At 55.6% G+C, this 12,630-nt stretch carries 12 protein-coding genes; 1 reads left to right on the top strand and 11 read right to left on the bottom strand.

Annotation, left to right across the window (positions count from 1 at the left end; translation table 11 throughout):
* Nucleotides 1-354 precede the first annotated feature (354 nt).
* The 8 genes from TR2A62_RS08560 to TR2A62_RS08595 form a co-directional block, all read right to left on the bottom strand.
* Entirely contained in the window at nucleotides 355-1,350 is a 996-nt protein-coding gene (locus TR2A62_RS08560; protein WP_009157342.1) for an ABC transporter substrate-binding protein, read from the bottom strand.
* Nucleotides 1,351-1,403: 53 nt separating this feature from the next.
* Entirely contained in the window at nucleotides 1,404-2,246 is an 843-nt protein-coding gene (locus TR2A62_RS08565; RefSeq protein WP_009157598.1) for an ABC transporter permease, read from the bottom strand.
* The gene (locus tag TR2A62_RS08570; RefSeq protein ID WP_009159407.1) at nucleotides 2,243-3,163 is read right to left on the bottom strand and encodes an ABC transporter permease; all 921 of its coding nucleotides are present in this window, start codon (nucleotides 3,161-3,163) and stop codon (nucleotides 2,243-2,245) included. Before TR2A62_RS08570 ends, TR2A62_RS08565 begins: the two co-directional genes overlap by 4 nt.
* Nucleotides 3,164-3,181: 18 nt before the next feature.
* Complete coding sequence (locus TR2A62_RS08575) at nucleotides 3,182-3,970, bottom strand: ABC transporter ATP-binding protein (RefSeq protein ID WP_009158822.1); 789 nt, start codon at nucleotides 3,968-3,970, stop codon at nucleotides 3,182-3,184.
* Between the two features lie 16 nt (nucleotides 3,971-3,986).
* Complete coding sequence (gene hydA, locus TR2A62_RS08580) at nucleotides 3,987-5,441, bottom strand: dihydropyrimidinase (protein ID WP_009157821.1); 1,455 nt, start codon at nucleotides 5,439-5,441, stop codon at nucleotides 3,987-3,989.
* Between the two features lie 18 nt (nucleotides 5,442-5,459).
* A complete protein-coding gene (locus TR2A62_RS08585; RefSeq protein WP_009160915.1) occupies nucleotides 5,460-6,710 on the bottom strand; it encodes a Zn-dependent hydrolase in 1,251 nt (416 codons plus the stop codon).
* 250 nt (nucleotides 6,711-6,960) lie between these two features.
* Nucleotides 6,961-8,265, bottom strand: coding sequence for an NAD-dependent dihydropyrimidine dehydrogenase subunit PreA (gene preA / locus TR2A62_RS08590; protein WP_009160375.1), 1,305 nt, complete (start codon nucleotides 8,263-8,265; stop codon nucleotides 6,961-6,963).
* A 1-nt stretch (nucleotide 8,266) separates the two neighbouring features.
* On the bottom strand, nucleotides 8,267-9,601 hold the full coding sequence (locus TR2A62_RS08595; protein ID WP_009159027.1) for an NAD(P)-dependent oxidoreductase: 1,335 nt from the start codon (nucleotides 9,599-9,601) through the stop codon (nucleotides 8,267-8,269).
* 175 nt (nucleotides 9,602-9,776) lie between these two features.
* Between TR2A62_RS08595 and TR2A62_RS08600 the strand changes: the two genes are divergently transcribed.
* Nucleotides 9,777-10,061, top strand: a complete 285-nt coding sequence (locus TR2A62_RS08600) for a DUF1330 domain-containing protein (RefSeq protein ID WP_009157673.1) — start codon at nucleotides 9,777-9,779, stop codon at nucleotides 10,059-10,061.
* Here the strand turns inward: TR2A62_RS08600 and modC are convergent.
* The 3 genes from modC to modA are packed head-to-tail and all read right to left on the bottom strand — an operon-like array spanning nucleotide 10,058 to nucleotide 12,515.
* The gene (modC, locus tag TR2A62_RS08605; protein WP_009158227.1) at nucleotides 10,058-11,131 is read right to left on the bottom strand and encodes a molybdenum ABC transporter ATP-binding protein; all 1,074 of its coding nucleotides are present in this window, start codon (nucleotides 11,129-11,131) and stop codon (nucleotides 10,058-10,060) included. The two genes, TR2A62_RS08600 and modC, sit on opposite strands and share 4 nt — an antisense overlap.
* Nucleotides 11,128-11,808 (bottom strand): molybdate ABC transporter permease subunit, encoded by a 681-nt coding sequence (modB, locus tag TR2A62_RS08610; protein ID WP_009159826.1) that lies wholly within the window; start codon nucleotides 11,806-11,808, stop codon nucleotides 11,128-11,130. Before modB ends, modC begins: the two co-directional genes overlap by 4 nt.
* Complete coding sequence (modA, locus tag TR2A62_RS08615) at nucleotides 11,805-12,515, bottom strand: molybdate ABC transporter substrate-binding protein (protein ID WP_009159422.1); 711 nt, start codon at nucleotides 12,513-12,515, stop codon at nucleotides 11,805-11,807. The genes modB and modA overlap by 4 nt, the downstream gene beginning before the upstream one ends.
* Between the last annotated feature and the right edge of the window lie 115 nt (nucleotides 12,516-12,630).

Below are 12,630 nucleotides of genomic sequence, written 5' to 3' on the forward strand. Positions count from 1 at the left end.
CTATCAATTTCAAATAACGCGAGAGACAAAACCAGACCAGATGCGCCCTAACTTAGTGGCGCGCCCCGCCTGTTGTTTCTCAAAATTTCTCCAACTTCTGGCTTTTCTGCGTTACCGCTTTTTGCCGTCTGCCGTCCCGTTGGTGCATCTCTGCGCCGCCGGTAGAGGGGTATCTAGAGTTAGCTCGAGAGAGTCGCAAGGACTTTTTTCGCCCTTTTCGAACTTTTTTTAAAATTCCCGAATTTTTGGTATTTTAGGTATTTTTACGCTGAATTTTCCAAATTTGGCTGCGCGTTCATGTGACCATGCCCCACGCATAGAAACGGGGGCATGGTCTTTCGATATCTGGATCGCTTAGTTCAACGCTTGATCCGTAATAACGCTGGTCCATGCGCCGGTTGGTGCTGCCGAAATGACAGGGTCCGAACCACCAGCCAAAAGCGTGGCAACGGTCCGTTCGTAGTCAGCCTCGTCCAACGCACCGTTTGATCCGGCAGTCAGTTTGGCAATTTCGCCCATCATCCGAACTTGAGCCGCTTCGGTTTGTGCACCTGTCTCGTCATTGTCTAGAACGATGCCTGCAGCCTCTTCTGGGTTTTCTTCAGCGTATTTCCATCCCGCCATCGACGCACGAACGAACCGGACCATTTTGTCCTCGAACACTGGATCGGCGAGGTTCTCTTCGAGAACGTAGATGCCGTCCTCAAGAGTGGCGACGCCCTGTTCCTCGTATTTGAAGGTCACAAGCTCGTCTGGGTTCACGCCCGCATCCAGAACCTGACCATATTCGTTATAGGTCATTGTCGAAATGCAGTCGGCCTCGCGCTGAAGGAGCGGGTCAACGTTAAAGCCCTGTTTGAGCACTGTGACACCGTCGTCGCCACCATCAGTAGAGATGCCTTCTTGGCTCATCCACGAAAGGAACGGATATTCGTTACCAAAGAACCAAACGCCAATGGTCTTTCCAACGAAATCTTGGGGACCTATGATGCCGGTGTCTTTCCAACATGTGAGCATCAACCCAGATGTCTTGAACGGCTGGGCGATGTTTACGACAGGCAGACCCTTTTCGCGGGCAGCCAAGGCAGAAGGCATCCAATTCAGCATTGCATCCGCGCCGCCACCAGCAAGAACTTGAGGCGGAGCAATATCAGGGCCGCCAGCGAGAATTTCCACCTCAAGCCCCTCTTCATCATAGAAACCTTTGTCCAATGCGACGTAGTAGCCTGCGAATTGTGCCTGGGTGACCCACTGTAGTTGCAGGGTGACTGTATTTGCATGGCCAGCAGCCATTACGGAACTTGCCGCCATGCTTGCCGCGAGAGCCGTTCCCGTTAAAAATTTATTCATCTGTCATAACTCCTAGTCAGTTGCAGTATCCAAGTCCCTTTGCGGGATCATTGTTATCGTTGAGACGGATGCCAAAAGGTCATGCCTCGTTCGATCAAAGTGACTGCGCCGTAGAACAAGCTGCCTGTAAGTGCGGCAATCACAATTTCGGCCCACACTAAATCGAGGGCCAGAACGCCAAAGCTGGTTGAGATACGAAACCCCATTCCAACAGTAGGCGAGCCAAAGAATTCGGCGACAATTGCACCGATCAGCGCCAGCGTTGTGGCGATCTTTAAACCGTTAAAGATAAATGGCAAGGCTGCTGGCAGGCGCAACTTGAACAGCGTCGGCCAATACCCTGCCCCATATGTACGCATCAAATCACGCTGCATCGTGGTCGTGTCGCGCAATCCGGCAACCGTGTTCACGAGGATCGGAAAGAACACCATCACAGTCACAACCGCAGCCTTAGATTCCCAATCACTGCCGAACCATTTCACAAAAATCGGGGCGATCCCGACAATTGGCAAAGCAGCCATAAAGCTGCCCACTGGCAGAACACCTCGGGTGAGGAACTCTGAACGGTCGGCAAGGATGGCCACGCCAAAGGCTGCAAATCCACCAATGACGTACCCACCAAGCGCGCCTTTTAGGATCGTTTGTTTGAAATCCGCCCAAAGCGTCGGCAATTCAGATACCAGACGTGCTGCTATTTCTGTGGGCCGCGGCAGAAACACCGGTTTGACGTCGAACCCGATGACCCAAAGCTCCCACATCAACAGGCTCGTCACGCCAAAAATCACGGGGATCACGATCTGCATAGCGGGCGTATCCGACGCAGGGCCATTTGCAAGACGGATGTTCAACCACCACCCCAAACCCCAAATGAGAAACCCTGCCACTATATACATCATGCGGGTTTCATCCCCATTTGACGTAGCAAGACCCGTTCAATCAGTGCGACAACTCCAACCAGACAGGCGGCAGTGATCGCTGCAGCGAACAGAGCGGCCCACGACACAAGCGGCTGTCCATATTGATCCCCGACCAACATTCGCGCGCCGAAGCCCGCCTTGGCCCCGGTGGGCAATTCGGCGACGATTGTGCCAATGATCGAGGCGGCGATGCCAATTTTGAGCGACGCAAAGAGATAGGGCGTCGATGCAGGCAACCGTAGCCCCATCAAAACCTGATACCCCGAGGCATTGTAGGTGCGCATGAGATCGAGCTGCATGGCACTTGGGCTGCGCAGACCTTTGACCATACCCACGACGACGGGAAAAAACGACAAATAGGCTGCGATTATTGATTTGGGGAACAGCCCTTGAATACCCATCGACCCCAGAACGACGATGATCATTGGTGCAAGTGCTAGAATTGGGATGGTTTGGCTGACGATCGCCCAAGGCATGACCGATCTGTCCATTACACGACTATAGACGATACCAATGGCCAACATGATGCCCAGCGCCGTGCCGATGACAAAACCCAATAGCGTTGGCTCAAGCGTGACCCAGCCGTGGTAGACAAGGCTTCGTTTCGAGGTGATCTTTTTCTCGACTGTAGTCGCATAAAGCTCGCCTGCAACCTGATGCGGCGACGGCAGACGGGGACGTTTGAATGTATAGGTCAGCGGAATCAAATGCGCGTTGCGCAGGGACAATCCCAAACCTGATAGCTCTTGCCGCGCGCCGGGAGTGTCAGGGGCAACAACAAGATCGTCACGCTGAGCCTGATCTGCGACCAGATGCATGTTCATCGGCACAACCGCGATGCACCAAAGGACAAGGATCGCAGCGACGACCGTCAGGACAGGCAGGATCGACCTCATAGGCGGCGCTCGTCGCGGTCAATCATCGATATGCCCCGCACGCAGGCCATCGCGGACACGGTGGGCGATTTCGATGAATTCGGGACTGTCACGAATATCGAGCGGCCGTTCGCGCGGCAACGGACTGTCGATGACATCCGAAATACGGCCTGGTCGCGGGCTCATCACAACGATCTTGGTCGACAGATACACCGCCTCGGGGATCGAGTGCGTGACAAAGCCGATGGTTTTCTCTGTCCGCGCCCAAAGCTGAAGCAGTTGTTCATTAAGGTGGTCGCGTACGATTTCATCCAGCGCACCGAAAGGCTCATCCATCAACAGGATATCGGCGTCAAAAGCCAGAGCACGGGCAATGCTGGCGCGCTGCTGCATACCCCCGGACAGCTGCCACGGGAATTTGCGGTCAAAGCCACCCAGATCAACAAGGTCGAGCACGCGATTGACCCGCTCATTTTGATCCGCCTTGGAATACCCCATGATTTCGAGAGGCAGGCGAATGTTGCCGCCGATCGTGCGCCAAGGATAGAGGCCCGCGGCCTGAAACACGTATCCATAAGCCCGCGCGCGCCGCGCCTCATCAGGTGTCATGCCGTTGACAGTAATTTCGCCAGCCGTCGGTGTCTCAAGCCCCGCGATACAGCGCAAAAACGTCGTCTTGCCACAGCCCGATGGGCCAATGAAGCTGACGAAATCGCCTTTGCCAATATCCAGCGACACATCTTTGAGCGCGTGGATCGGACCGTCGTTTGTCTCAAACGTCAGATCAAGATTACGGGCAGTGATGACGGGGGTATTTTCTAACGACACAAACGCACTTTCATATTCAGACGCCCGACGCTGGAATGCCAGTGCGCTCGATAGGGCGCGGCGAGGTCAGTTCTTTCCAGCTCGACAGCGCCTTGTTGGTTGCAGTGTTGCCAGCGCGTTTAACGAATTTACCGTGGCCTTCTTGAGTATGGATTTCACCATCACGGATAGCAACATGGCCGCGGGTCAGGGTATAGCGCGGAAGACCTTTAACCGTTTGCCCTTCGAATACATTGTAGTCGATTGCAGACTGTTGGGTGTCTGCAGTGATGGTTTTCTCTTTCGCCGGATCCCAAACAACCAGATCTGCATCAGCGCCCACTAGGACGGCACCTTTGCGCGGATAACAGTTGAGGATCTTCGCGATGTTCGTCGAAGTCACAGCGACAAATTCATTCGGCGTCAGACGACCAGTCGCCACGCCGTGCGTCCAAAGCATCGGCATCCGATCCTCTAATCCGCCCGTGCCATTCGGGATCTTGGTAAAGTCACCGACACCAAACCGTTTTTGGTCCGTGGTAAACGCACAGTGGTCTGTGGCCACAACGCTGAGGCTACCGGCCTGAAGGCCGGCCCATAGGCTGTCTTGGTGTTGTTTATTCCGGAACGGAGGCGACATGACGCGCCGCGCCGCATGGTCCCAATCCTTGTTGAAGTATTCGCTTTCATCCAATGTCAGGTGCTGGATCAGCGGCTCTCCCCAGACGCGTTTGCCCTGTTGTCGGGCACGGCGGATCGCTTCGTGGCTTTCCTCGCAAGAGGTGTGCACAACATAAAGCGGCACGCCTGCCATGTCGGCGATCATAATAGCGCGGTTCGTCGCCTCTCCCTCAACTTGGGGTGGGCGAGAATAGGCATGCGCTTCGGGGCCAGTGTTCCCTTCGGCCAATAGCTTGGCGCTGAGTTCCGCCACGACATCGCCGTTCTCGGCATGAACCATCGCGATGCCGCCCAGTTCAGACAACCGGTTGAACGATGCGTAGAGTTCGTCGTCGTTGACCATCAACGCGCCCTTGTAGGCAAGGAAGTGTTTAAAGGTGTTGATGCCGCGTTCGTTTATCACCGAGGGCATTTCGTCGAATACCTGTTCGCCCCACCATGTCACCGCCATGTGGAATGAATAGTCACAATTCGCGCGGGTCGATTTGTTGTCCCACATCTTAAGAGCGTCGTGCAGCCCCTGCCCCGGAGCCGGCAATGCGAAATCGATCACCATTGTGGTGCCGCCCGCAAGTGCAGCGCGCGTGCCGCTTTCAAAGTCGTCCGTGGAATAGGTGCCCATAAACGGCATCTCTAGGTGCGTGTGTGGATCGATGCCGCCCGGCATCACATAACAACCAGTCGCGTCTAACTGTTCGTCGCCCGACAGGTTCGGACCTATCTCGATGATTTTGCCGTCCTCGATCAACACATCTGCCTCATAGGTCAGATCATGTGTGACGATTGTGCCGTTTTTGATGACTGTGGACATGAGGCTCTCCTTGGGAATTCAGGACGTAATTTCGGCGGTCTCGAGCACCGCATGCAGTAGGACGTCAGTGCCAGCGGTCGCCCATTCGGGGCTGATCTCTTCGGCCTCGTTGTGCGACAGGCCATCAACACACGGGCACATAACCATCGCCGTGGGCGCTACGCGGTTGATCCAACAGGCATCGTGGCCCGCACCGGAAATCAGGTTCATGTGAGAATAGCCCAAACGCTCGGCCGCATCACGAACCGCAGAAACACAAGCTTCGTTAAATTCTACTGGGTCAAAGCCACCAACTTTTTCAAAGCTGATCTCAAGGCCCATATCATCAGCGACTTTTTGACCCACCGTACGCAGCCGCGCCTCCATATCGGTGATAACGTCCAATTCAGGCGACCGGAAATCGACGGTAAACACAGCCTTGCCCGGGATGACGTTGCGCGAATTGGGAAATACATCAATATGCCCCGCCGCACCTACAGCATGAGGCGCATGAAAGAGCGCGATCTCGTCCACTGCAGCCAAAATTCGCGCCATGGCGAGACCTGCGTTCTTGCGCATGGGCATCGGGGTCGATCCAGTGTGGCTTTCTTTGCCAATCACCGTGACTTGGGTCCATGACAAACCCTGCCCGTGGGTCACAACACCGATATCGCGCCCTTCGGCCTCGAGAATTGGACCTTGTTCAATGTGTAGTTCGAAAAATGCATGCATCTTGCGCGCGCCGACCTCTTCGTCGCCCTGCCATCCAATGCGTTTAAGTTCATCGCCAAATTTCCTGCCTTCCGCATCCGCGCGATCATAGGCCCAATCTTGGGTATGAAGCCCTGCAAAGACACCAGACGATAACATCGCAGGCGCGAAACGTGTGCCTTCTTCGTTGGTCCAGTTCGTGACAACGATCGGATGCTTGGTCTTGATGTCGAGGTCGTTCATCGTGCGGATCAATTCCAATCCGCTAAGCACACCTAGAACACCATCGTATTTGCCGCCAGTCGGTTGCGTGTCGAGATGCGAGCCCACATAGACCGGCAAGGCGCCAGGGTCTGTGCCGGGACGGGTCGCAAACATGTTGCCCATCGTATCGACGCCCATGGTGCAGCCTGCAGCCTCGCACCAGTTTTGGAAGAGATGACGACCTTCGCTATCCTCATCTGTGACCGTCTGCCGGTTGTTGCCACCCGCGATACCGGGGCCAATTTTGGCCATCTCCATAAGGCTATCCCACAAACGTTCGCCGTTGATCCGAAGATTTTCACCGATTGCTGGCATGGGCTGTCTCCTTGCGGTCGAGGCGCTGGGGTCATGTGGACGAACTAATTTGACCAACTGGTCAAAGCAAACGCTAACAGAGGTCCAGTATGAGTCAAGATTTTTGCCGCTTTGTTTGATGTGTCTCCATCACCTGATCAAAATCACGGCAGATCGGCTGCTAAACCCACAAACAGAAAAGATCGGGGTTGGAACGCGGGGCAACAATCCGAAAATCGATACGGTTGCTGCCCCACGCCAGGGAGACACGTTATTCTGCGGCCACTGCGCCGGGATTATTCGGGTGTGTTGTCCAGTTGGCATATGCGTCCTGCACAGTCTTGCCAGTACGCGGATCAACGGTGCCGGGGGCAAGTTGTTCCATACTAATACAGTCCTCAACCGGACAGACATCAACGCACAGATTGCAAGCGACGCATTCTTCATCAATCACAGTGAAGACACGGTCCGGTGACATCGCGATCGCTTGGTGAGATGTGTCTTCGCAGGCGGCATAGCACCGACCGCACGATATACAGGCGTCTTGGTCAATCTTGGCTTTGGCGACATAGTTGAGGTTCAGATATTGCCAATCAGTTGTGTTAGGGACCGCAGCACCCAAGAAATCGTCGATGCTCGTGTGGCCCTTGCTGTCCATCCAGTCGGATAGACCCGAAATCATCTCTTGGACGATCTTAAAGCCATAGGTCATCGCAGCCGTGCAAACCTGCACATTGCCGCACCCAAGCGTGATGAATTCCGCAGCGTCGCGCCACGTAGTGACCCCTCCAATCCCTGAAATAGGAAACCCTTGCGTTTCGGAATTGCGCGCGATTTCGCTAACCATCGACATGGCGATCGGTTTAACCGCAGGACCACAATACCCCCCGTGAGTGCCTTTGCCGTCAATGCTTGGCTCGGGGCTCATCGAATCGAGGTTCACCGAAGTGATCGAGTTGATCGTATTGATAAGGCTGACTGCATCTGCCCCACCACGTTTGGCCGCAGCCGCAGGTTTACGGACATCTGTGATGTTCGGCGTCAGCTTTACGATCACCGGCTTAGAGTAATATTGTTTGCACCAGCGCGTCACCATTTCGATGTATTCAGGCACTTGGCCAACTGCCGCACCCATACCCCGTTCAGACATGCCGTGGGGGCATCCAAAATTTAGCTCAATGCCGTCGGCGCCAGTGTCTTCGACCAAGGGAAGAATAGCCTTCCAAGCTTCTTCCTCACAGGGCACCATGATCGAAACGATCAGCGCCCGATCAGGATAATCCGCTTTGACACGTTTGATTTCCTCAAGGTTCGTATAGAGATCGCGGTCAGTGATCAGTTCGATGTTATTGAGCCCCAAGAGCCTGCGATCAGCGCCATAGATTGCGCCGTACCGAGGTCCATTTACGTTGACGACTGGTGGGCCTTCGGACCCTAGTGTTTTCCAAACGACGCCACCCCATCCGGCCTCAAACGCGCGACGGACATTGTATTCTTTGTCCGTAGGCGGGGCCGAAGCCAGCCAAAAGGGATTGGGGCTGGAAATGCCCAAGAAATTTGTTGTCAGGTCAGCCATGTCAAACGCTCCCGTTCAATGTGGTGTGAATATCAATCGCGGCATCGCGGCCTTCGGCCACGGCAGTGACAGTGAGGTCATCGCCCCCCGCAGCACAGTCCCCGCCCGCCCAAACTTGGGCGCGGCTGGTCCGACCAGCCCCAGTGATCGCAATTTTGCGACCATCAAGATCAAGGCCGGTATCAGCCGTGAGAGTCTGGCCAATGGCGCGAAACACTTGGTCTGCAGCTACGCGCATCGTTTCACCCGTGCCCGTCAGTTTGCCATCTTTGGTTTGGGTGTATTCCAGTTCAATCTGCGTGGCGCTGCCGTTGCCATGCACCGCAACTGGCATCACGTTGAACATCAACTTAACACCATGCGACGCTGCGAGATCTTGTTCATAGCGGCTCGCGCTCATCGCATCACGGTCGCGCCGATAGGCAATCGTTACGGCCTCAGCGCCTAAGAGTTTGGATTGCACAGCGGCATCAACAGCAGTCATACCACCACCAATCACCACGACATTGCGCCCAACCGGCAAAGACGTCAGATCATCTGCTTGGCGTAACTCTTTGATAAATGACACGGCATCCTCGACACCAGATTTTTCGTCACCCGTGACCGATAAGGCATTCACCCCGCCCAGTCCGACCGCAAGAAAAACAGCATCAAAGCAATGGGTCAACGCATCAAGGGTCATATCTGGCCCCAACCTCTTGCCCGTTTCAATCGTGATGCCACCAATATCGGTCAGCCACTCGACTTCGCGCGCGGCAAAGTCGTCGGTCGATTTATAGGCGGCGATACCGTATTCATTCAGGCCGCCTGCTTTTGTGTTGGGATCATAAATGACAACTTCGTTCCCAAGCATCGCAAGCCGGTGCGCACAAGACAGACCCGCAGGCCCCGCGCCTAGAACTGCGATCTTCTTGCCTGTCGCGTCAGCTCGGGTGAACGGATGGACGTTCTTTTCCATCAAGGAATCGGTGGCAAAGCGTTGAAGCCGACCAATCTCAACCGGTTTGCCCTCGGCCAATTCGCGCACACAAGCCTGTTCGCAAAGATCCTCGGTCGGACAAACGCGGGCGCACATACCACCCAGAATGTTCTGCGACAGAATCGTCTTGGCCGCCGCGTCTGGCGTTCCTGTGCTGATTTGTCGGATGAATAGCGGGATATCGATGTCTGTCGGACAAGCCGTGATACACGGCGCGTCGTGACAAAAATAACAACGGTCAGCCGCGACTGCCGCCTCGTGCGGCGCAAGCGGCGCATGAAGGTCGTCAAAATTCTGCGCCAGCTCATCCGCGTCAAGGCGGGCAGCCGCAATCCCAGGGGTGTGTTGAGTGTTCATGTCAGCTCCGTCCGGTTAATCTTTCGTCATCTTGGCACATTTTATTTTTTTATCAAACGGTAAAATTTCTAAAAGACCGATCGGCGGTTGTGCTGCGCAAGGATGCGACGCTAGCATGCCCCTAACGCCCGAAAATCAGGCGCTATTTCAATAATGTCAGACGGAGAGACCCAGAATGCCAACCTACGCCATTGTCCAAGTTGATGTGAAAGACGCCGAAGAATACGGCAAATACGCAGCTCTCGCCGGTCCTGCAGTTGCGAAATATGGCGGCGAGTTTTTGGCACGCGGCGGTGCAGTCGAGGTGATGGAAGGCACGACACGTGACCGCTGCGTCATCATTCGGTTCGCGGATATGGAAACGGCCAAGACGTTTTACCATGGTGCAGAATACCAAGAAGCGCTGAGCTATGGCTTGCCCGTGTCCGAGCGCGACTACAAATTTGTAGAAGGTGTCTAGCGGGCGCTGATGTCCGAAGGGGCGACAGCCGTCGCCTTGAGGATCGCATAAATCTGCTGCCCCGGCTCAAGCCGCATGACCTGCGCCGACCTTTTGGTGATCCGAGCCAGCAATGCATCAGTACCAGACACCAATCCGACCGCGACGCCGGGCCCGTGCCCCGCTGTCATGGAAGAAATCGAAACCGGTAGGACGTTGAGCGCACTGATATCGGTCGGTTTGGTCTTTGCCAAAACGATATCTTGGGCCAAGACGCGGATGCGGCGGGTTTCACCGACCTGACCCGGGTTTCCGGGTAGTACCAAAAGACCAGCCGAGGTTTCAAACAGGCATAATCCATCGCGCGGCTCATAACCGACAAGCCGCGCGGTCAATATTGCGCCAGCATGCCGTGGACCGATCAGCGCCATTGTTTTCGGATCGGCCAAAACATCTGCGGTGGGACCGCTGTGCACGGCCCGCCCCCGATTCAATAAGATGATGTGCCCCGCAAGGCGAGCAACCTCACCCATGTCATGGCTCACATAGAGGATCGGCACCTGACCGTAGTCCCGCAACTGTTCAAGGTAGGGCAGAATGTCGTCTTTGCGCGCTTGATCAAGCGACGCCAGCGGCTCGTCCATCAACAACATATCGGGCTCCGACAAAAGTGCCCGCCCGATGGCCACACGCTGAGCCTCTCCACCTGACAGGTTGGCAGGCCGTCGATCGAGCAACTGATCGATACCGAGCATCTGCACCACATCATCAAAACTTGCCTTTGCACCTTTGGCATAGGTCAGGTTGCCAGAAACGGTCATATGAGGGAACAGGCGGGGCTCTTGGAAAACATAACCGATGCGCCTGTCAGAGGGTTTGATGTGCGTACGTGCGTTGTGATCAAAGAGGACGCGGTCCCCCATTTGAATTCTGCCTGCATCAGGACGCAGCAAGCCTGCAACCGCACGAATGATGGTTGTCTTGCCCGAGCCCGATGGCCCAAAGATTGCCGTGACGCCGTCACCAGCGATCACATCCAGATCTAGCTCAAAATCATCAAATCGGTGTTGCAATGTCAGGGTCAGGGTCATTGTTGCCCCCTGCGTACGCGACGGGCCAACGCTTCGGAGACGACCAGCGCGCCAAAGGCCAAAGCGACAGAAAGGCCAACCAACGTGATGACCGCAGGGCTGTCGCCCGGTATTTGCAGCTCGGCGTAGATCGCCGATGGTATTGTCAGTGTCTCACCGGGGATTGCCGCAACGAAGGTGATCGTTGCCCCGAATTCGCCAATAGCCTTGGCAAAGCCCAACACAGCGGCGGCAAGCACACCCGGCACAATCAACGGCAAGGTGATCGTTACAAAAATTCGCAAACGCGACGCGCCAAGGGTGGCTGCGGCTTCTTCGAGCTTTGGATCAACCGCATCAACCGCAAGGCGGATTGCGCGGACCATCAAGGGGAACGCCATGACCCCTGCTGCTAGTGCCGCACCCGTCCAACGAAATGCGAGGACGATCCCAAACGTGTCAAACAACCAAGCGCCAAGCGCACCGTTACGTCCAAAGAGAATCAAGAGAATGTAGCCGGTCACGACTGGCGGCAGAACAAGGGGCAAATGCGCGAGCCCGTTGACCAGATGCCAGCCGCGAAACTGAAACCGTGCCAAAGCATACCCAACAGCAACGGCAAGCGGCAAAGTAATCACCATCGCCACCAGCGAAACCCGCAACGAGAGTGCGACGACTGACCAAAGCTCTGGGGTCATTGCGCAGGCTCAATCACGCTAAACCCTGCATCAGCAAAGACCGAGGCGCGACGACGTAGATGCATGGCCAGTGCATCGCCCTGCCCTGTGTTGACTATTGGGTAAATGATCGGTGCATGGCTGCTGGTCGGGATATCGGCGACCACATGAACCGCGCCCCACTTAGCGTCAGTCACATATACGACGCCCAGCGGGGCCTCGCCCCGCGCCACCAGAGCCAGCACAGCGCGAACATTGTCGGTCTCGGCGAGATGAGGACGTAGAGATGACCACAGATCGAGCGTTGCAAACGCCTCGCGCGCATATAAACCAGCAGGCACCGATCGGGTCAGGCCCAGCGCGAGCCGTCCGCCCGCCAGACGGCTCTCTAGCGACGCAACAGTCAGCTCAATTGGGGTCTCAGTCGCGCTAATCAGCACCAATCGATTGCCAAGAAAGGGGACCGAGGAAACACCTTTGCTCTCAGCGACAAGTTGGGCCCATGCGGTGTTGGCAGAAAGAAAAAGATCCGCGGGCGCACCCTGTTGGATTTGACGGGCCAGCACAGCACTGCTGGCATAAGAGACGACAACGTCCCCCTCAAAATCCGCCAAAACCACATCAAGCGGGCCTTTCAGGCTGGCAGCTGCAAACACAACAAACCGATCGGCCCCTTGGGCCGCAGTCCCCGCAAGGAAAAACCAAAATGAGAGCCAAAGCCATTTCATATGGCGAACTATCTGTGCCCACCGATGGGAAGACAAGTGTTTCCAGCGCGCCTTTTTCTTGCCCGAAGGAGTTACGGCGAATAGAGAAGTAGGCGAATGTCCAAGAGGGGCTATT

This window comes from Thalassobium sp. R2A62 (assembly GCF_000161835.1).
GTDB lineage: Bacteria > Pseudomonadota > Alphaproteobacteria > Rhodobacterales > Rhodobacteraceae > Thalassobium.